Below are 19170 nucleotides of genomic sequence, written 5' to 3'. Positions count from 1 at the left end.
CACAGTGAAACTTAAGCTGACCGTTGGCGGATTGCCGGAGGGCGACACTGATGTGCTCGTCACCGCCGATGTGATGGCGACGATCGGAGAAGTCGCCCGCAACCTGGTGCTCGGCCAGCCCGGCACCTCCCCGCACGAAGACGCCGCCCGCCGAAACAGCGCGCCGCTCACCCTTCGCGTGCGGTACCCCAACAACCCGATACGGCACGTGCTCGACCCGCTCGCCACCGTCAGCGACGCCGGCCTCAGCTCGGGCTGCTGGGTCGAGACGATCCAGCCCAGCCAGGCAGATGCGAGCGACGTCTTCCTGTATCAGCGCGCCGCCACCGCGTCGATCCTGCGCGGGCCGCAGGCCGGCCAGCAGTTCGACCTCGTGACCGGCAGCAACGTCGTAGGTCGCGGCCGCGGCTGCCGCCTTCAGCTGATCGACGAGACCGTCTCGCGCACTCACGCCTCGATTGACATCGGAGCGACCATCACCGTCACTGACCTCGATTCGGGGAACGGACTGTATATCGACGAACGTCGGGCGGTATCGGGCGCGGTCACCCCGGCGAACGTCATCTCGGTGGGAGACACGGTTTTCGTCGTCACCCGGGAGTCAAACGTCGCCGACGTGCCCCCGTCGAACCGGTCGGAGGCGGTCGTCGAGTTTGCACGGTCACCGCGCGTTGACGTGCGTTTCAGTGCCCAGAAGCTGGCGGCACCGGTGCCGCCGCAGCGCCTCGAACCGCAGAAATTTCCGATCCTCGCCGTCATCGCCCCGCTCGTCATGGGCGGTGTCCTGTTCGCGGTCACCCGGTCACCGCTCAGCCTCGTCTTCATCGCGCTGTCTCCCCTGATCATGATCGGCACCTGGATCGACACCAAGATCACAACCCGTCGCAAGAAGAAGGAACAGACGGAGCAGTTCGATGCGGCCATCGTGGCTCTCGAAGCCAAACTGGTGACCCAGCGCGAACGTGAAGTATCGGTTCGCAACGCGGAATCGCCCAGCACCGTGCAAATCCATGAGGCCATGGTGGCGCGCAACGCCGTGCTGTGGACGCGTCGCCCTGAACACCAGACATTCCTGGAGGTGCGTCTGGGTCTCGGCACCCAATCCAGCCGCATCACGGTGGATGTGCCCAGCCGTAACAATTCGGACGAACGGTTCTGGACCCAGCTCGACGAGATCAAGGACACCAACCTGACCGTGCCGTGGGTTCCGGTGTTGGAAACCTTCGATCGGGCCGGAAGCATCGGGGTCTCCGGCAGCGAACTCTGGTCGGAAGGCGTTCTGCGGTCGATCATCGTTCAGTTGTGCGGTCTGCACTCGCCGGCCGACCTGGTTCTGGCCTGCTTTGCCAACCCCGACAACCAGTTCGAATGGCAGTGGCTCAAATGGCTGCCGCACATCGGCTCGGTGTACAGCCCACTCACGACGAGTCATCTCGCCGCTGATCCGGCCTCGAGCGGTCACCTGCTGGCCCAGCTCGAAGAGCTCGTGGCCGAACGCCGAGCGGCCCGCCCGGGCGGGTCAGGCATCCGTTCTCACCTGAGCGAAAACGCAGACATCGATCAGCTGCACGGACAGGCGGTGCAGGTGCTGCCGATCACCCCGGTGGTCGTGGCCATCGTCACGAGCGACAGCCAGGTCGACCGCGGGCGACTGGTCGCGCTGGCCGAAGACGGCCCCGATGTCGGCGTGCACCTGCTGTGGCATGCCGCCACCGGAGCAGACCTTCCGGCCGCCTGCCGCACCTATGTCGACGTGCAGCCCGATGGCACCGGGGTGGTCGGATTCGTTCGCACCGGCACCCGCGTCGACGTCAGCCCCCTCGAGGCTATCTCCGGTCAGGACGCCGCCGTGGCCGCCCGACTGATCTCGTCGGTCACCGACAGTGGCGCCCGAGTGCTCGATGAAAGCGATCTACCCACGTCCGTGCCGTACCAGGATCTGCGCTCGGAGAACGTCATCTCGTCGGCCGATGCGGTCGCCGCGCTCTGGGAACGCAGCGGAAGCCTCACCGCGCGCTGGCGCGAGCACCCGCCGACCGAAGTCGGCTCACTCAGCGGCATCGTCGGCCAGGGTGCCGGCGGCGTGCTGCGGCTGGACCTGCGCGAGCACGGCCCGCACGCCCTCGTCGGCGGCACCACCGGGTCGGGCAAGAGCGAGTTCCTGCAAACCTGGATCATGAGCATGGCCAGCGAGTACAGCCCGGATCGGGTCACCTTTCTGCTCATCGATTACAAGGGCGGCGCCGCCTTCGCGGAATGTACCCAGCTGCCGCACACCGTCGGACTGGTGACCGACCTCAACACTCACCTGGTGCGCCGGGCCCTCACCTCGCTGCGGGCTGAATTGCACTACCGGGAGACCCTGCTCAACGAGAAGGGCGCCAAGGATTTGGTGAGCCTGGAGAAGCGCGGCGACCCGGATGCCCCACCGTCGCTGATCATCGTCATCGACGAGTTCGCCGCGCTGGTCGGTGAGGTTCCGGAGTTCGTCGACGGGATCGTCGACGTCGCTCAACGGGGCCGCTCGCTCGGACTGCACCTGATCATGGCTACCCAGCGGCCGGCCGGCGTGATCAAGGACAACCTGCGGGCCAATACCAATCTGAGGATCGCCCTGCGTGTCGCCGACGAGTCGGACAGCCAGGATGTGATCGGCGGTAAAGACGCCGCAGCGTTCGATCCATCCGCTCCGGGCCGCGGCGCCGCGAAGCTCGGCCCTGGCAAGCTGATCCATTTTCAGACCGCCTATCTGAATGGTCGCAGCAAGGCCGCTGCCAAACTGCCCGACATCGACATTGCCGACTTTCCGTTTGCAGTCGGTCAGACCTGGACCATCGACCTGGCTGCGCCGCCCACCCGCCGCCAGGTGCCCCGCGACATTGAGAACATGCTCGATTCCATTCGCACCGCAGCCGTGACGCTCGAGTTGGCGACACCGCGCAAACCCTGGCTCTCCCCACTGGACGCGGTGCTGGATCTGGCGCACGTCGCATCCGCTGACGGGCCGCTGATCGCACTCGGCATGCAGGACGAGCCTGCCAGACAGCGGCAGAGCCCGTTCTCGTTCGACCCGGACAGCCAAGGAAACCTCGCCGTGCTCGGAACGAGCGGTTCCGGTAAGAGCACCACTCTACGCACGCTGCTGCTGTCGGCGTCGCGCGATACCGAGCGGTATCCCGTGCACATTTATGCGATCGACTGTGCCGGCGGCGCCCTCGGACTGCTCGGCGCACTCCCCACCGTGGGCGGCATCATCGCGGGCGAAGACAGCGAACGGGTCGCCCGGCTGATGCGGCACCTGGTCGCCATGGCTACCGAACGTGCGGCGCGCTATTCCGCGGTGCCGGCCTCTACCCTGTCCGACTATCGAAAGGTGAGCGGCAATTCGGCCGAACCGCGCATCTTCGTCGCAATCGACGGCATGGCCAACTTTCGCAGCAGCTACGAGTTTCGAAGCGGCGACTCGACGTTCGCTGCGCTCGCCCAGCTGATGAGTGTGGGACGGCAGGTGGGCATCCACTTTATTCTGAGCGCGGATCGATCCGGCGTGATCCCCTCCGCGCTCAACGCCAACATTCAGCAGAACGTCGTGCTGCGTCTGGCATCGTCGAACGACTACGGCATTCTCGGAGTGCCCGCCGACATTCTCGAGGATGCACCGGCCGGACGCGCCGTCATCGACGGCAATGAGGTGCAGATCGCGGTGCTCGGCGGTTCGTCCAGTCTCGGTGACCAGTCGGTAGCCGCGCAACTGCTGGGCGATCGACTGCGCGAGGCCGGCGTCGCCGCTGCCCCGCCGGTGGAACGTCTGTCCGAGCGCATCCTGCTGTCAACGCTCGGCAGGGCGGGCGCAAACCGTGCGGTGATCGGGGTAGCGGATGCCGACCTGCTGCCGATCGGCATCGCGCCGGAGGGTCTCATCGTGGTCACCGGCCCGTTTCGGAGCGGCAAGACCAGCGCGATCAAAACCCTCGTACGCAGTTTTGTCAGCGCGCTTCCCGGCGTCGACACGGTGCTGATTAGTCCGCGAACGTCGAGCGAACTCACCGGATTCATTTCCTGGGGCGCACACGCCCTCGGGGTAACCGAGGCCGAGACCCTGGCCAGGGACGTCGGCACGACCCTGCGGGACGGCGCCGGAACCTGGCCGGCCGACGGCAGGCCCGGCCTGATCGTCGTCGAAAGCGCCGGTGATTTCGAGGGCTCGTCAGCCGAGGCGGTCGTCGCGTCGCTCATCAAGGCGGCGAGAAAGGCCAATGTGTTGATCGTCGTCGAGACCGACCTGGCGACCGGGCCGTCCGCGTGGCAGATCCACTCCGAGCTCAAAACCGCCCGGGTGGGGATCGTGCTGCAGCCCGACGAGGGTGACGGCATCTCCCTGTTCAGAGTCGCGTTCCCGCGCGGCAACCGGGCTGAATTTCCCGAAGGGCGAGGTTACCTCGTCGAGGCCGGTCGAGCCACGAAACTCCAGGTGGCGTTGCCCGAGTAGCGGCGGGTCACCCCCGCACGAACACACCACCGGCCAGCTCGGGCACGTCGCCCGGCCAGTCGCCGAGGCTGTCGCCGATCACTGCGCTCGAGAACATCAGCAGACCGATCGTACTCATGCTCTGTGCGTTCGACGCCGACTCGAGACCGAGACCAGCAGTGGCCGCCTCCCAGTCCCAATCCACGGCGTCACCGGCAGAATCGATAAAACTGACCGACACGGCCGTCGGCTCGTGATCATTGACCGACCACCCCGTGCGCAGCCCCCACTCCAGCGCATTCTGCGCATCACCGACACGATAGTCAGAATCGAGGGTAACCGTGACATAGGTGAACCAGGATCGGGTGAAACCGTCCAGGGACTCGCTCTGGGTGACCTCGGACGACGCGACCCCCGGCAGCTTGTCGATACGGGCAGCCGCTGAATCGGCTGATTGCCCGCCCCGCAGAAAAGCGCACGCACTGAGCGTCAGGGCACCCAGAGTGACGAGCAACAGCAGGCCCGCGCATCGCTGAACGAATCGTGTCGGCGCCAGAGGTCCATGGCCCGATGTGCGTTGAGGCATCAGCCGCCTCCTGAGACGGCGAGGGAACGCAGCAGGGGAACAGCAGCGGTCGCACCAAACTGGGTCGCCAACTGCTCAGTGACGAGATCATCGCCGGTCCGAATCGCTGCTATCAGCGTGCGGGACTCCACCAGCCCGAGCTGCACCGTGAGCGCACGCATCCCGGCGGGCTCGGGTGGGGCGGCGGCGAGCAGGCCATCAAGGTGGCCAACGAGCAGGCTGAGCGAACCGAGACTGATCGCGACCCTCCCGTGCTCACTGGCCCGAGCGGATGTCTGCGGGCTGTCCGTGCACCGTGGCACCGTGACCGTGACCGCACTCATCAGGCGCCCCGCCACCGACACGACCGTCTGGGAACTCTCCGTCGGAGTCCACGACTGCACTCGCATCGCCTGCACCGCCATCAGCGGCAAGCCCAGTGCAACCAAGAGAAGCGGATGCGGGTCTCCCGCCACATCCCCCGGCCCCACTGCCGTTCGGCCGAGTAGTTGCCGCCCCGTAAGCGCTGCCACGGCCGCGCTCCCTCTTCGGTCTGCGTCGGGCCCGCTCTTGGCAAGCGTGCCCACCCGGAGCGACGCGGGCATCACGAGGTCGGGGGCGGCCTGCAGAACAACCCGATACTCGTCAAGGGCGAGTTCAGCCTGGAAGTGTGGCTGCTTGGTCGTCACTGGCTCTCCGTCTGGTGCCGGAGTCGGCCGATGGTCATGAGTTGCCGCATCAGTCGGCCACAATCACGCCATCGGCCAGCTCGGGCACGTCCCCCGGCCACGGACCAAGAGTGTCGCCGAGCACGGAGGGTCCGAACGACAGCGTTCCTGTCGCAGTCATGAGGGCACCGACGCTGGGCGAGTCGTAGCCCAGAGCGGAAGCCGCCGTCTGCCAGTCCCAATCAGCGGTGTTGCCGGAGGAGTCAAGAAACCCGACGCTAATCCCCAGATTCGGCTCATTGTCATTAACCGACCAGGCTGTGTGCATGGCCCAATCCAGAGCGGCCTCGGCATCATCGATGCGGTAGTCAGGCTCCAAAGTGATCGCAACGGTGGTAGTCCAAATCCGCTTGAACCCACTCAGGGTAGTGATTTGGCTGACATTCGCGGAAGCAACACCTGGAAGTGTTTCAATGCCCAGTACCGCGCCGTCGACGGACTGGCCGCCACGCAGCGCAGCGCAGCCGCCGAGCAACGCCACGCTCAGTGACGCTAGCAGAATTACAGGCACGATCCTGGCCTGAATTCGGCTGGCTAGCGTGACTATCATTTCGACTCCTTGACGGCGTAATAATCGGAAATGACCCTGTCGTCCCTCACACCCAGAAAATCGTCGAGTTTGTTTTGCTCTTGGGGTGTGCCCGCTGCGGATTCGGCAAGGAGCGCGTAGCGCAGGACATCGTGCGAGCCGAGTCCACCCCGCCGCCATTATCGGCAGTGAGGGTCTCCCACCGCTCGGGGTTCTGTGTGCCGTCGGCGCCGGATACCGGGTCGGCCTCGGAGGCGATGACGCTGATATCGTGTGGGATATCAAAATTGCCGATGGGTGACCCGGCCGTCAACACCTGCACAACGTTGTATGTGTCACTCCTGTTCTCAGCAAAAGCGGCAGCGACGATTCCGCCCTGGCTGAACCCCGCCAGCATGACCGGCGCGTCGAACACGTCCGCTCTCGACACGTGCTCTTTATTGTCTTCGTAGTAGGTCGTCATTGCCGCGTCCAGTGCCTCAGCTGACACCCGCTCGAGAGCACTCGATCCCTGCATGATCATGAGATGAGCGACTGCAACAGATCACCGTTGGACGCCATCGGGAGGATGCGCGCGGCATCCGCTTGTGTCGCCACGAGGTGCTGCGCCAGGGTAGCCGTCATCGACTCGATGTCGGAGAAGGTCGCCACGATCGAGCCGGTCGCCGACCCTATGCGGGTGAGAGTTTTCGCGGTCGCATCCGTGCTGCGATCCTGAGACCGGGTGAATGCATCACCCATCTCCGTCGCGCCCTGCACGACGCTGTCCACCTTGTTATCCAACGACTCCGCCATGGATTCGGCCAGGAGACTGTTATCGAGCCCGGGTCCAGACTTATCGGACACGGTCGGCCTCCACATTCACGCACATCATGGGCGCAGCGCTGTCTTCAGCAAGTACTCCACGTCAAGCCAGTCCTTCGAGCCGGTACTGGGCGGGCTGGGAATTGTGCGCATCACGTCTTGGGCGTGAGTGACGACACTCTCGGCGATATCGATATTCGCGAGCTTGTAGACGGACACCTGGACGGTTTTCGTGACGACGTCGACGGCAGAATTCACGACGGTCATGAACGAGGTCACAGCATTTTCGGCAACGTCCTGAATTACCTTGACCGCGTTCGAGGCAATCGACCGCGCCTCGTCGAGGCGCTCAGCGGCCCAAGCCTGCGCCTGGACGATGAGCGCCTTCACGTCGTCGACAGCACCTGCATGCGTGCCCAGTGCATCCGCTGCCGCGTCGAGGGTCGCGGCGGTGCGACCGATGTCGTCGGCCGTCAGCGTGATCTGGGTGCGAAAGACCTGGGCGGCCGCTGAATTCCAGCTCATCGCCTCGGCCTGCGCCGTGAGTTGCAGCGCGCGCGAGCGCATAGCTTCCGCGCGGGCGCGCAAGTACGATGCGTCGATTCGCACCGCGGACATGTCCCCGTACATGGTTCGCCTTCCGGACCTGGCCGCGTGCGGCCGATTGGTTTACCGGAAACTATCGTGACAAGCGGGCGGCGAGCTGGGCGTCCACGTCGTCGAGGGTGATGGCCGCGTTGCGGAGGTAGCTCGACAGGCCTTCGAGGCCGCGGATCGCCGAACGGGCACCGTTCGTGAACTCCGCGTAGGACGCGTTGAACGCACCGGACGACTTGTCAGTGACGAAGCCGGAACTGACGAGAACTGCAATGATGCGCTGCAATTCATCGAGCTTGGAGTCGAGATCGTCGCGGCCTACCGAAAGGCGATCGGCCGAAGAATTCAGTTCCTGATATGAGACGTTGATGTTTGCCATGAGAGCGGTACCCCCCTGTTTACGTTTCACGGTCTGTTGGGCACACCCTAGCAGCACGGGGTAACGCCCACCCCCGTTCGGGAAGCGTCAGAGAAACATCAACACGATGCCGGTCACCCCGGCGAGAACGCCGATGCCGAGCAGAACCAGGCCGATCAGTCGCAGCCCCTTGCCGTCCAGTTCGGGGTCGTGCGTGCGACACCGTTCGGGGTCGCGATTGCGAAACCAGACCCGCACGTCATCACCGGGCACGAGCTGGTGCGTTTCGTGCGTGTCCGCGGGGCATTCGTGCACATCGCCGTCGCGATCAAACCAGCGGATGACCGTGGCCGGCCCGGACTCGGCCGCTCCTGACGCGGCGATCACGGCGGTCGTGCGGGTCCAGCGGCCGCTGATACCGCGCACCGACAGGCCGACTATATAGAGGAGCGCTCCGATGATGAGGCCGACGAGGGTGAGAATCTCGCTGATGATGCCGGCGAAGTCGAGGGCGTTCACTGGCACCGCCATCCGTCATCTCGTCTGCTCGCGGCGCTCACCCCGATGGTTCAAGAGTATCGGGTGACGCGCGCAGGCGGCACGGTCCTGCGCGTCCATTGCGCAGCACGGGGTCGCTTCAGCGGGTGGCCATGAGCTCGGCGAGCACAGCATCGAGTCGGTCGTATCCCTGGGCCATGCCCTCTTCCATGCCGCTCGCAGCCATTCCGTCGCGCGCCTCCTGGCTCGGATAGGTCGAGTGGCCGACCAGGCGCGTGCGGCCGTCACCGAGGTCCTCGAAGCGCAGGGTCTCGATGCTCACGACATCCGGGTAGCCGTCATATTCAAAGGTCTGAATGATGAGGTCGTTCGGCCTGGCCGCGTGAAAAACGCCGTGGAACTCGTAACTCTCGCCCTCCGGATCGACGTGGGTGAAACGGTAGCTGCCGCCGGTACGCAGGTGCCAGTGGTCAATTTGGGTGGTGTAGCCGTTCGGCCCGAGCCACCGTTCCACGAGGGCGGGATCCGCATGCGCCCGATAGACGGCGGCCACCGGGGCGTCGAACTCACGTACGTACTCGACGAACGGAGTGTGGGGGACGACAGTGACCTTCAGTGTGTTCATTTCGTTACCTCTCTTCGCGGGCGAAAATAGGCTCGGTGCATCCGCTTGTCAAGAGGAGGTCTGGCACACTGGGGTCAATGATGCTCGACAATGAGGTACCGGCCTGGTGGCGCACCCTTGGCCTGCCGGGCTTGGTCGACCTGCACACGCATTTTCTGCCCGAGCGGATGCTGCGGCGCGTCTGGTCCCACTTCGATGAGATCGAGCCGCTGATCGGCCAGGAGTGGCCGATCCGGTACCGCGACGACCAGGACTCACGGCTCACGACGATTCGCCGGCTCGGCGTGCGCCGCTTCACCGCGCTCTCCTACGCGCATCGCCCCGGAATGGCGGCGTCGCTGACCGATTTCTCGCTCGACCTCGCCGCGGAACACGCCGATTGCGTGCCGAGCGCCACGTTCTACCCGGAGGAGGGCGTGCTCGAGCAGGTGCAGTCTGCCCTCGATCGTGGCGCTCGGGTGTTCAAGATCCACGCACAGGTCGGGGCGTTCGACCTGCGCGAACCCCTGCTCGACCCGGTCTGGGGCCTGCTCGCCGACGCCGCGATCCCGGTGGTGATCCATGTCGGCAGCGGGCCGGTTTCCCGGCCGGGGATCACCGGGCCGGACAAGCTCGCGGGAGTGCTGGCGCGGCATCCGCTGTTGACAGCCGTCGTCGCCCATCTCGGCGCCCCGGAATACAGCGATTTTCTCGATCTGGCCGACCGGTACCCGTGGGTCCACCTGGATACGACGATGGTGTTCACCAACTTTTTCGAGCGACTCGCGCCGTTCGACCCCGCCCTGCTGCCGCGACTGGCCGACCTGCCCGACCGCGTTGTACTGGGCAGCGACTTTCCCAACATTCCGTACCCTTACGCTCACCAGCTGGAGTCGCTCGAACGCCTGCGTGACCGGGAGCCGCGATTGGACGACGACTGGTTGCGCGCCGTCTGTTGGTACAACGGTCTGCGTCTGATCGGCGAATAGGGGCTATCGCGCCGCGCGGTCGGCGGCGCGTTGCTCGGGGCTGAGGTGCTCGGTGGCGTAGCTGAGCGCGGTGCGCGGCATTTGAGCAGCATGCTGGTCGAGAAAGGCGAGCAGCAGGTTGCGGTCGATGCGCGTGCCGACTTCGCGCAGCATCCAGCCAACCGCTTTGTATACGTCGCCCTCACCGCATTGACCGGATCCGGTCTGAAAGAAGCGGGCAACACCGACGGCGAGTTCAGGGTCGGCGAGGACGGCCAGGGCATCCCGGACAGCGGCGGCCGTAGGCGATTGTGGCATCAACGCAGACGATCGCGGTCATAATCGGTAAGGTTCTGCAACATTCACCCGCAGCGCGTGACGACTGCCTAACGTTGCTTTCATCGCGGCGTGCCCAAGTGGACCAAGGGGCCGGTTTCATATTCCGGTATTTCGCAGGTTCGAATCCTGCCGTCGCGTCTCCGGCGGCGATTTTCAGCGTCGAAACCGGAGCGAAGCCACGATTCGTTGCGAGAGATCGCAAGAAAACGCTGCACGACGCCCGATATTCTGAAGGAACGTCTTTTTTCGGCGCGCACGCCCGCCGCGACCGCGGCACTCACTCGAATCGGAGGTTCCCATGTCGATATCTGTTGAAAAAACACACGTAGCTAACGCTCTGGTCGGAGAGCCCGAGGTTCTCGAAGACGGCGGCATCGACCTCGCGCAGCACCCCGCATGGCTGAGCCTCAAGGCTGCGGCGACGCAGCTGCAATCCCTGCAGGCTCAGAACGGGTCGATCACCGACGCCGAACGGCACCCGGATGCTGACGTCTCCGTTTCGCGCATCACCGCGGCCATCGCAGACCTCGCGCCGCACTTCCCGCACGATGCCGCGTATCTGGCCGCGCTGATCACGGACTTCGACCGCTGGGCGGCCGAGGGATTCGGCGAACCCGACTTCTACGACTCCCTCATGGCCTTCCAGCCGCAGCAGCACCGGGTGAACGGGCTTCGCCACCTCGTGGTGTTCCCGATGTACACGCAGAACGGCAGCGCCAACCGCCTGGTCGAAGCCGTTCTGATCGAGGTCATCTGGCCGGAATTCATCGGTGAACTCGAGGCCGGCTACACGAACAAGCTGTTCGTGCCGATCCGTTTTCTCGATTTCACCCCCGGCTACGACACCAACTCGGCCGTGCTGTTTCCCGAGACGGTCGCGATGCGCGAAATTCCCACGTTCACCTGGGGGGCCATCTTCGCCGACCGTGAAGCCGCCCGTTTTCGCCGCGTCGTGCGCGCGGCCGCCGAGATCACCCGGCTCGAGCTGCCGAAAGACGCAGCCCCGCTGCTCGACGACCAGCACCTCACCGAGGAAACCTTCGTGATGTGGGATCTCATCCACGACCGCACACACATGCGCGGCGACCTGCCGTTCGACCCGTTCATGATCAAGCAGCGCATGCCGTTCTTCCTCTACTCCCTCGAGGAATTACGCTGCGACCTCACCGCGTTTCGCGAATCGGTCACCATCGAGCGCAGCGAGCCGGCGAGCCCCGAGGCGCGCCGGCACGCGAAACTGGTGCAGTACGCGGTCATCTTCGACCGCATCTTTCGGTTCGCGATCACCGGCAACCGCGTGCGCAACTACGACGGCCTCGGCGGTCAGCTGCTCTTCGCCTGGATGCACCAGCACGGCGTGCTGCACTGGACCGACACCCGGCTCACCTTCGACTGGGAGGCCGTGCCCGACGTGGTCATCGCGCTCGGAGCGCAGATCGACGAGTTGTACTGGGCGTCGATCGACCGGCCGAAGAAGGCGCACTGGCTCGCGGCCTACGAGATGATCTCGAAGACCCTCACGCCCAACCCTGCCTCGACCTGGGCCCGTGGCCTGCCGCTCGAGGTGCTCGCCGGGGCGCCCAAGGGCTACACCGACCAGGTTCTCGACGATGAATTCCCGCTGTCGATGTTCTTCGAAGCGCTCGAGAAGAAGATGCGCATCGTCATCGAGTCCACGGCCGGCATCACCGGCAGCGCGGTCGACTGATGAAAGCCAGCTCGGCCGTCGCTGGCCGCACGGTGGTTGGCCGCACCGTTCTGATCGCCGGCGCGACCAGCGCGGCCGGGCTGGCCGTCGCCTCTGCACTAGCGGATGCCGGCGCGCACGTCGTCGCCGTCGGCTCGAATCTTGCACGTCTCCAGTCGGTGCTGGCCGTCGCACCCGAGGCTGTGCTGCATGAGTGCGACCTCACCTCCTGGCCTGCGGTCACCGAGCTGGCTGCAGCGATCGGCCCCATAGACGGACTGATCCACCTCGTGGGCGGCTGGCGCGGCGGCGGCGGCCTCGTCGGCCAGAGTGATGAGGACTGGGATTTTCTGCACTCACACGTGGTCACCACGCTGCGCAACACGACCAGGGCGTTCAACGCCGATCTGCTGGCGTCACCGGCCGGGCGCCTCGCGATCGTCTCGAGCGTGTCGGTGGACCGGCCGACGGCGGGCGGCGCGAACTATGCGGCCGCGAAGTCCGCAGCCGAAAGCTGGGTGCGCGCGGTCGGTGAGGGCTTCACAAAAACCGGCGACACGGCTGCGGCCGTGATTTTCGTCGTGCGTTCGCTCGCGGGGCTCGAAACTGAGCTCGCTACCCGCGTGACGGGCCTGTGGAACGAGCCGGCGGCGTCCGTCAACAACAGTCGGGTGCTTCTCTCGTAACTCGGTAACTTGAGGGGGCGCGGCCAACCGGCTGCGCCCCCTTCTGCGCGCACGCGCTACCGTGAAGACACGCACAACGAAAGGGCGGGCATGCTCGACATCAGGGGAGTCACCAAGAGCTATGGCACGAGAAAGGTGCTCACCGACGTGAGCTTTACCGTGGGGGACGGCCGCATGACCGGCTTCGTCGGCGCGAACGGTGCCGGCAAGACCACGACGATGCGCATCATCCTCGGCGTGCTGTCGCCCGATTCGGGTACCGTGCTCATCGACGGGGTACCAGTCACCGCGAGCGACCGCCGCCGCTTCGGCTACATGCCCGAAGAACGCGGCCTCTACCCCAAGATGAAGGTGGCCGAGCAACTCGTCTACCTGGCCCGCCTGCACGGCTTGTCACCGGCATCCGCTCGCCGCAACACCACCGACCTGCTCGAACGTCTCGGTCTCGACGCGCGCGCCGGCGACACCGTGGAATCGCTCTCGCTCGGCAACCAGCAGCGCGCCCAGATCGCCGCCGCACTCGTGCACGATCCCGAGTTTCTCGTGCTCGACGAGCCGTTCTCAGGCCTCGATCCGCTCGCCGTCGAGGTGGTCATGAGCGTGCTCGCCGGATTTGCAGCCCAGGGCGCTCCCGTGCTGTTCTCCTCGCACCAGCTCGATATCGTCGAGCGGCTCTGCGACGACCTCGTCATCATCGCCGACGGTGAAATTCGCGCGAACGGCTCCCGCGAGGCTCTGCGTGAGCAGCACAGCAGCCCCCGCTTTGAGATTCGCACCGCTGGCGACACCGGCTGGATCCGCTCGCAGCCCGGCATAACCGTGATCGACGTCGCTGGCGCCGGTGACAGCACCTTCGCCGTCTTCGAAGCCGAAACGGATGCCGCCAGCCAGGCGGTTCTGCACCACGCGATCACGCTCGGTGCGGTGCACACCTTCAGCCAGCAGAGACCCTCACTCGCCACGATTTTCAAGGAGGTCATCGCATGAGCACCGCGACCCGCCCCGTGCACACCGCCCCGACTTTCGCCCAGAGCGTCTGGCTGGTCTCCAACCGTGAGATTTCGGCGCGCCTGCGCAGTAAATCGTTTCTCATCGCCACGGGAATTTTGCTGCTCCTTTCAATGGCATCGGTCATCGTCGGCAGCATTGCCAGCCAGAACACAAGCCGGACCAAGGTCGCCGTGGTCGGCACAGCCATCAGCGTTGTCGAACAGACCGAAGCTTTCGACATTGTCGAGGCCGACACCGTTGAAGAGGCCGAGGCGCTGGTGCGCGACGGCACCGTCGACGCGGCCGTCACGCCCTCGACAAGCGCTGATTCCGTGCTCGGCATCACCGTGATCGCACTGGATTCAGCACCGAGTGATGTTCTCGGCACGCTCAGCGTGAGCCCGGAGCTGAAGATTCTCGAACCGGCCGAACAGGACGGTTTTCTCGCGTACCTCGTGGCCATCGGTTTCGGCATCATCTTTCTCATGTCGGCCACCACCTTCGGCGCCACCATTGCCCAGAGCGTCGTGGAAGAGAAGCAGACCCGCATCGTCGAGATTCTCATGTCGACCATCTCGGTGCGAGCCCTGCTCGCCGGCAAGGTGCTCGGCAACAGCCTCATGGCGTTCGCGCAGATCGTGGCCATCGGACTGCTCGTCTCGATCGGCCTCGCGGTCACCGGGCAACGCGTGCTGCTGGCCGATGTAGGCCCGGCGATTGTCTGGTTCGCGGTGTTCTTCGCCTTCGGTTTCGTGCTGCTCGCCGCGCTCTACGCGGCAACGGCGTCGATGGTGTCCCGGCAGGAAGACGTGGGCTCGGCGACCTCTCCGGTGTTGTTCCTCGTGATGATCCCCTACTTCATGGTGGTCTTCTTCAACGACAACCCGCTCGTGCTCGCGATCATGTCGTACGTTCCGTTCTCGGCCCCGGTCGGCATGCCGGTGCGCATCTTCCTCGGCCAGGCCGAATGGTGGGAGCCGGTGCTCTCGCTCGTGGTGCTGGCGCTGTCGACGATGGTCGTGATTCTGATCGGGTCGCGCATCTATTCCAACGCGCTGTTACGCATGGGCGCCAGAGTCTCGCTGCGCGAGGCCCTGCACAAATAGGCAGGTGGGGCGGCGTACAGCCGAATGCGGGAGGATGGATGGGTGACCCAACTCCATGACCTGACCTCACGCGGTTTCGCCTCCGACAACTATTCGGGAATTCATCCGCAAATTCTGGAGGCGATTGTCTCGGCTAACGGCGCCCACCAGATCGCCTACGGCGAAGACGTCTACACGACTCGGTTGCAGGAGGTCTTCGCCCAGCAGTTCGGCGCCGGCGTCGAAGCGTTCCCGGTGTTCAACGGCACCGGTGCCAACGTCACCGGGCTGCAGTCCATGTTGCCGCGCTGGGGCGCCGTGATCTGTTCGGCCACCGCGCACATCCACAATGATGAGGGCGGCGCCCCCGAACATGTCGGCGGCTTCAAACTGCTGCCGGTCGTGACCCCCGACGGCAAGCTCACCCCCGAACTCATCGATCAGGAGGCCTGGGGCTGGGGCGATGAACACCGCGCACAGCCACTCGTCGTGGCCATCACGCAGACCACCGAGCTCGGCACCGCGTACACGGTCGACGAGGTGCGCGCCATCGCCGACCACGCCCACTCCAAGGGCATGACGCTGCACATGGACGGTGCACGCATCTCCAACGCGGCCGCGAGCCTCGGGGCACCGCTCCGGGCTTTCACCCGCGACGCCGGTGTCGACGTACTCAGCTTCGGCGGCACCAAAAACGGCATGATGCTCGGCGAGTGCATCGTGGTGCTGAACCCGGCGGCATCCACTGGTTTGAAGTTTCTGCGCAAGTCGAACATGCAGCTCTCCAGCAAAATGCGATTCGTCTCGGCGCAGCTCATCGCACTGCTCGACGGCGACCTGTGGCTGCGAAATGCCACCCACGCCAATGCGATGGCCGCCCGGCTGCGGGGAGCGCTGGAAAGCGAGCTGGCCAAGGGCACGATCACCGGCCTGAATTTCAGCCAGGCCACCCAGGCCAACGCCATCTTCGCCACCCTGCCCGCCGGCGTCGCCGACCGCTTGCGCGATTCGTTTCGGTTCTACGACTGGGACGCCTCGAAAAATGAGGTGCGCTGGATGTGCGGCTTTGATACCACCGAAGACGACATCGACCAGTTCGTCGCCGCAATCACCAAGGAGCTGTCATGACCTTCAAGGACCAGCCCTGGCTCGCCTCCTACGCGCCCGGCGTTCCCGCTACTATCGCGGAGATCACCGAGACCCTCACCGACATGATGGAGACCTCGGCCGAACAGTTCGCACCGAACATCGCCCTGGACTTCTTCGGAGCGACCACCAGCTACGCCGAACTCGGCGACCAGATCTCCCGCGCCGCCAACGGCCTGCGCAAACTCGGGGTGACCCCGGGCGACCGCGTTGCGCTCGTCTTACCGAACTGCCCGCAGCACGTCGTCGCGTTCTACGCGGTGCTGCGCCTCGGCGCCATCGTGGTCGAGCACAATCCGCTCTACACCGACCGGGAACTGCGGCACCAGTTCGAGGACCACGGCGCGCGCGTCGCGATCGTCTGGGACAAGGTCTACGAAGCCGTGCGCGCCTTCCCCAAAGACATGGGGGTAGCGGATGTCGTCACCATCGACCTCACCCGCGCCATGCCGTTCGCGAAACGGCTGGCCCTCACACTGCCGATCAGGAAGGCTCGCGACGCCCGAGCCTCCCTCACCGCCGGACCGGGAAGGGGTGCCATCAGTTGGGAGTCCATCGTTGGCGGCCGCAAGCTGCACCACTCGCATCAGCGCCCCCTGCTCACCGACACCGCCGTGCTTCAGTACACGAGCGGTACGACCGGCACACCGAAGGGCGCCATCCTCAGCCATTACAACCTGCGCGCCAACGCTGCACAGGGCTCCGCCTGGGTAGCGGGCCTGCGTCCCGGCGATGAAACGGTCTACGGCGTTCTGCCCATGTTCCACGCCTACGGGCTCACGCTCTGCCTCACCTTCGCCATGAGCATCGGCGCCCGTCTCGTGCTGTTCCCCAAGTTCGACGAGAAACTCGTGCTCGATGCCGCGAGGCACGCCCCACCCACCTTCCTGCCCGCGGTACCTCCGATCTACGACCGCTTGGTCACGGCAGCGGCGAAGAAAAAGGTGAGCCTCGACGGCATCCGCTTTGCCATTTCTGGGGCGATGAACCTGCCGGTCTCGATTGTGGAACGCTGGGAGAAGGCAACCGGAGGGCTGCTGGTCGAGGGCTACGGCATGACCGAAGCTTCACCGATCGTGGCCGGCAACCCGATCGGGCCGAGCCGTCGGCCCGGAACCGTCGGTGTGCCGTTTCCGAGCACCGACATTCGCGTGGTCGACCCGGAAGACCCCACAATCGAGCGCGGATTCGAGCAGGAGGGCGAGCTGCTCGTACACGGACCGCAGGTGTTCTCCGGCTACTGGGATCGCCCGACCGAAACCGCGCAGGTGCTGTTGCCCGGCGGCTGGCTGCGCACCGGCGACATTGTGCGCGTCTCCGCCGACGGTTTCATCACCGTCGTCGACCGCATGAAGGAACTCATCATCACCGGCGGTTTCAACGTATCGCCGTCCGAGGTCGAGGAAGCGTTACTCTCACACCCCGACATTAAGGACGCTGCCGCGGTCGGCCTGCCGAGCGCGAACGGCGGCGAAGACGTGGTGGCCGTCGTGGTGCTCACGCCCGGCGCCGAACTCGACGTTAACGCGGTGCGGGAGTACTGCCGCACGCGGTTGTCGGCCTATAAGGTTCCGCGCCGCATCGTCGAGGTCGACGACCTGCCACGCAGCCTGCTCGGCAAGGTGCTGCGCCGCGAGGTACGCAATCGGCTGCAGGGCAAATAGAACGACGAGTGAGTCCAAGATATTGACGGCGCTTCACCGCACCGTTCACAATGGATGCCCGGCCTGGCTCTCCGCGAGCTGCGCGCGGAGAGGCGTGCCCCGGCACGGTTGCGGTCAAGCTGTGCCACGAAGACGCCCACCCGGGTGGATGCGCACTGCGGCGGAAGTGAAATCGTGCGCGCTGGCAGCGAACTGGCTGCGGTGATCTGGCTGCAGTGATCTGACTGCAGTAATCGATCTGGGGTTCGCGATACGGTCGCTATTTGTTCCAGTTGGGTTTCTCGGTGGGGGTGGCTGCGCGGTTCTGGCCGGCGGGGCGCCAGGTTTGGGTGGGGTCGAAGAGGAGGGGGCCGCGGATCCAGGGTCGGCCGTTTCGCATTTGGATGTTCCAGCCGGAGGTGTCGATGCTGGAGTGGGTGGCGTTGCAGATGAGGACGGCGTTTCCGATGTCGGTGGGGCCGCCTTGGTTCCACGGGATGACGTGGTGGGCTTGGGTGTGTTGGGGTGGCACGGTGCAGCCGGGGATGACACAGCCGCCGTCGCGGGCGGCGAGGGCTCTTCGTTGTTGGGTGGTGAAGAACCGGTTGCTGGTGCCGAGGTTGAGAATCGTGCCGGTGTGGCCGAACAACACGGGTTGGTAGCCGCCGGCGCAGATCAACTCCTCGACCTGCTGGGGGGTGAGGGGCCCGTCGATACCGTCGATCCAGCCGGCTCCGCGCCCGGCGAGGAGATCGTTGATATTGATGTGCACGAGCACCGTGGGGGCGGCGCCGCCCATGGTCGGGGTGCTGGGGTGTCGTGCGGCGGCTTCGAACACGGCGCGGAGGATGCCGGCTCGTTTCTCGCTGATCGAGCGGGAGTCATCGGGGTGCTGCGGACAGGGACCGCCCGGGTCGGGTGGGATACTCTCGTCAGCTCCAGCTCCAGCTCCAGCTCCGGGTCTGGCTTCCGCTTTGGCTTCACCATCAGCTCCGACTCCGACTCCGAGGTCAGTCTCGGTCTCCGCCTGAGTCACCTCCTCGGCCGCCGCCTTGTTCTCGTTCTCGCCAGTGGCAGGCCCCTCGTTGGCATTGTCATCGTCGTTGCTCTCGTTGCCGTCGTTGCCGTCAGCTTGATCGGCGTCGGTCGGTTCGGTTTCATGGAATGCGACCCTGGCACGCGGGGTGGCGGCGCGCGCAGTGCCGGTAGTGGCATCCCGAGGGGTTGCGGAAGTGGCACCAGGCACTGGGGTGGCGTCGGATTGGGTCGTGCCGGCCGCGCCGGGCACGGGATTGACCGCCGCAGCGGAAAGATACGCGTCGAAGACGTTGCCGATGATGGCGCGGTCGAGGGTGGTGAACCAGCCGTTGAGGCTGTAGCCGCCGTTGCTGAGGCCGCCGAAGGTGAGCCAGCTGCGCCGCTCCGTGGGGGTGTCGCCGGGCGCGGATCCGTCGGGGGCGAGGCGTGCCTGCCAC

General features: G+C 65.5%; 19 protein-coding genes and 1 tRNA gene. 9 read left to right on the top strand and 11 right to left on the bottom strand.

Annotated elements, in window-relative coordinates; translation table 11 throughout:
- The first annotated feature begins 4 nt into the window (after positions 1-4).
- Complete coding sequence (locus tag E3O25_RS11745; protein ID WP_134361223.1) at positions 5-4489, top strand: FtsK/SpoIIIE domain-containing protein; 4485 nt, start codon at positions 5-7, stop codon at positions 4487-4489.
- Between the two features lie 7 nt (positions 4490-4496).
- Here E3O25_RS11745 and E3O25_RS11740 read toward each other — a convergent pair whose 3' ends face one another.
- From E3O25_RS11740 to E3O25_RS11700, 9 genes are all read right to left on the bottom strand, one after another.
- Positions 4497-5054, bottom strand: a complete 558-nt coding sequence (locus E3O25_RS11740) for a hypothetical protein (RefSeq protein WP_134361222.1) — start codon at positions 5052-5054, stop codon at positions 4497-4499.
- Positions 5054-5722, bottom strand: coding sequence for a hypothetical protein (locus E3O25_RS11735; RefSeq protein ID WP_134361221.1), 669 nt, complete (start codon positions 5720-5722; stop codon positions 5054-5056). Before E3O25_RS11735 ends, E3O25_RS11740 begins: the two co-directional genes overlap by 1 nt.
- A 49-nt stretch (positions 5723-5771) precedes the next feature.
- Positions 5772-6311: a hypothetical protein gene (locus tag E3O25_RS11730; RefSeq protein WP_092110443.1), complete on the bottom strand. Its 540-nt coding sequence runs from the start codon at positions 6309-6311 to the stop codon at positions 5772-5774.
- A 46-nt stretch (positions 6312-6357) separates the two neighbouring features.
- On the bottom strand, positions 6358-6807 hold the full coding sequence (locus E3O25_RS11725; RefSeq protein WP_206750220.1) for a hypothetical protein: 450 nt from the start codon (positions 6805-6807) through the stop codon (positions 6358-6360).
- Between the two features lie 2 nt (positions 6808-6809).
- Positions 6810-7136: a hypothetical protein gene (locus tag E3O25_RS11720; protein WP_134361219.1), complete on the bottom strand. Its 327-nt coding sequence runs from the start codon at positions 7134-7136 to the stop codon at positions 6810-6812.
- 24 nt (positions 7137-7160) lie between these two features.
- Positions 7161-7712 carry a hypothetical protein gene (locus E3O25_RS11715; protein ID WP_206750219.1) on the bottom strand — a complete coding sequence of 184 codons (552 nt, stop codon included), beginning with the start codon at positions 7710-7712 and terminating at the stop codon, positions 7161-7163.
- A gap of 61 nt (positions 7713-7773) precedes the next feature.
- Positions 7774-8070 carry a WXG100 family type VII secretion target gene (locus tag E3O25_RS11710; RefSeq protein WP_092110451.1) on the bottom strand — a complete coding sequence of 99 codons (297 nt, stop codon included), beginning with the start codon at positions 8068-8070 and terminating at the stop codon, positions 7774-7776.
- Positions 8071-8157: 87 nt separating this feature from the next.
- Positions 8158-8580 carry a DUF3592 domain-containing protein gene (locus E3O25_RS11705; RefSeq protein WP_241984003.1) on the bottom strand — a complete coding sequence of 141 codons (423 nt, stop codon included), beginning with the start codon at positions 8578-8580 and terminating at the stop codon, positions 8158-8160.
- A gap of 106 nt (positions 8581-8686) precedes the next feature.
- Positions 8687-9172, bottom strand: coding sequence for an SRPBCC family protein (locus tag E3O25_RS11700; RefSeq protein ID WP_092110453.1), 486 nt, complete (start codon positions 9170-9172; stop codon positions 8687-8689).
- A gap of 77 nt (positions 9173-9249) precedes the next feature.
- Between E3O25_RS11700 and E3O25_RS11695 the strand changes: the two genes are divergently transcribed.
- Complete coding sequence (locus E3O25_RS11695; protein WP_241988573.1) at positions 9250-10140, top strand: amidohydrolase family protein; 891 nt, start codon at positions 9250-9252, stop codon at positions 10138-10140.
- A gap of 3 nt (positions 10141-10143) precedes the next feature.
- Here the strand turns inward: E3O25_RS11695 and E3O25_RS11690 are convergent, their stop codons facing one another.
- Entirely contained in the window at positions 10144-10437 is a 294-nt protein-coding gene (locus tag E3O25_RS11690; RefSeq protein ID WP_134361217.1) for a DNA alkylation repair protein, read from the bottom strand.
- A gap of 84 nt (positions 10438-10521) precedes the next feature.
- On the opposite strand from E3O25_RS11690, the gene E3O25_RS11685 reads away from it, so the two are divergent.
- The 7 genes from E3O25_RS11685 (at position 10522) to E3O25_RS11655 (ending at position 17716) form a co-directional block, all read left to right on the top strand.
- Positions 10522-10596 (top strand) — tRNA-Met (locus E3O25_RS11685).
- 160 nt (positions 10597-10756) lie between these two features.
- The gene (locus tag E3O25_RS11680) at positions 10757-12166 is read left to right on the top strand and encodes a DUF6421 family protein (RefSeq protein ID WP_134361216.1); all 1410 of its coding nucleotides are present in this window, start codon (positions 10757-10759) and stop codon (positions 12164-12166) included.
- Complete coding sequence (locus tag E3O25_RS11675; RefSeq protein ID WP_092110459.1) at positions 12166-12831, top strand: SDR family oxidoreductase; 666 nt, start codon at positions 12166-12168, stop codon at positions 12829-12831. Before E3O25_RS11680 ends, E3O25_RS11675 begins: the two co-directional genes overlap by 1 nt.
- A gap of 90 nt (positions 12832-12921) precedes the next feature.
- Positions 12922-13818 carry an ABC transporter ATP-binding protein gene (locus E3O25_RS11670; RefSeq protein ID WP_092110460.1) on the top strand — a complete coding sequence of 299 codons (897 nt, stop codon included), beginning with the start codon at positions 12922-12924 and terminating at the stop codon, positions 13816-13818.
- Positions 13815-14927: an ABC transporter permease gene (locus E3O25_RS11665; RefSeq protein ID WP_092110462.1), complete on the top strand. Its 1113-nt coding sequence runs from the start codon at positions 13815-13817 to the stop codon at positions 14925-14927. Before E3O25_RS11670 ends, E3O25_RS11665 begins: the two co-directional genes overlap by 4 nt.
- A gap of 42 nt (positions 14928-14969) precedes the next feature.
- Positions 14970-16034, top strand: a complete 1065-nt coding sequence (locus tag E3O25_RS11660) for a low specificity L-threonine aldolase (RefSeq protein ID WP_241988572.1) — start codon at positions 14970-14972, stop codon at positions 16032-16034.
- On the top strand, positions 16031-17716 hold the full coding sequence (locus E3O25_RS11655; protein ID WP_092110466.1) for a long-chain-fatty-acid--CoA ligase: 1686 nt from the start codon (positions 16031-16033) through the stop codon (positions 17714-17716). The genes E3O25_RS11660 and E3O25_RS11655 overlap by 4 nt, the downstream gene beginning before the upstream one ends.
- Positions 17717-17975: 259 nt before the next feature.
- On the opposite strand, the gene E3O25_RS11650 is transcribed toward E3O25_RS11655, so the two are convergent.
- On the bottom strand, positions 17976-19170 hold a 1195-nt coding region (locus tag E3O25_RS11650; RefSeq protein ID WP_134361214.1), incomplete at its 5' end, for an HNH endonuclease signature motif containing protein.

The sequence above is a fragment of the Cryobacterium sp. TMT1-3 genome, assembly GCF_004402315.1.
GTDB lineage: Bacteria > Actinomycetota > Actinomycetes > Actinomycetales > Microbacteriaceae > Cryobacterium > Cryobacterium luteum.
Note: the sequence above shows the minus strand (reverse complement) of the source record. Positions and strands in the feature narration are given on the sequence as shown.

What these genes read in the sequence shown, in the direction of transcription:
- E3O25_RS11725 (WP_206750220.1), bottom strand. Translation starts at nt 6,807, where the DNA reads ATGCAGGGATCGAGTGCTCTCGAGCGGGTGTCAGCTGAGGCACTGGAC.
- E3O25_RS11665 (WP_092110462.1), top strand. Translation starts at nt 13,815, where the DNA reads ATGAGCACCGCGACCCGCCCCGTGCACACCGCCCCGACTTTCGCCCAG.
- E3O25_RS11730 (WP_092110443.1), bottom strand. Translation starts at nt 6,311, where the DNA reads ATGATAGTCACGCTAGCCAGCCGAATTCAGGCCAGGATCGTGCCTGTA.
- E3O25_RS11690 (WP_134361217.1), bottom strand. Translation starts at nt 10,437, where the DNA reads ATGCCACAATCGCCTACGGCCGCCGCTGTCCGGGATGCCCTGGCCGTC.
- E3O25_RS11675 (WP_092110459.1), top strand. Translation starts at nt 12,166, where the DNA reads ATGAAAGCCAGCTCGGCCGTCGCTGGCCGCACGGTGGTTGGCCGCACC.
- E3O25_RS11680 (WP_134361216.1), top strand. Translation starts at nt 10,757, where the DNA reads ATGTCGATATCTGTTGAAAAAACACACGTAGCTAACGCTCTGGTCGGA.
- E3O25_RS11705 (WP_241984003.1), bottom strand. Translation starts at nt 8,580, where the DNA reads ATGGCGGTGCCAGTGAACGCCCTCGACTTCGCCGGCATCATCAGCGAG.
- E3O25_RS11655 (WP_092110466.1), top strand. Translation starts at nt 16,031, where the DNA reads ATGACCTTCAAGGACCAGCCCTGGCTCGCCTCCTACGCGCCCGGCGTT.
- E3O25_RS11700 (WP_092110453.1), bottom strand. Translation starts at nt 9,172, where the DNA reads ATGAACACACTGAAGGTCACTGTCGTCCCCCACACTCCGTTCGTCGAG.
- E3O25_RS11715 (WP_206750219.1), bottom strand. Translation starts at nt 7,712, where the DNA reads ATGTCCGCGGTGCGAATCGACGCATCGTACTTGCGCGCCCGCGCGGAA.
- E3O25_RS11695 (WP_241988573.1), top strand. Translation starts at nt 9,250, where the DNA reads ATGATGCTCGACAATGAGGTACCGGCCTGGTGGCGCACCCTTGGCCTG.
- E3O25_RS11710 (WP_092110451.1), bottom strand. Translation starts at nt 8,070, where the DNA reads ATGGCAAACATCAACGTCTCATATCAGGAACTGAATTCTTCGGCCGAT.
- E3O25_RS11670 (WP_092110460.1), top strand. Translation starts at nt 12,922, where the DNA reads ATGCTCGACATCAGGGGAGTCACCAAGAGCTATGGCACGAGAAAGGTG.
- E3O25_RS11740 (WP_134361222.1), bottom strand. Translation starts at nt 5,054, where the DNA reads ATGCCTCAACGCACATCGGGCCATGGACCTCTGGCGCCGACACGATTC.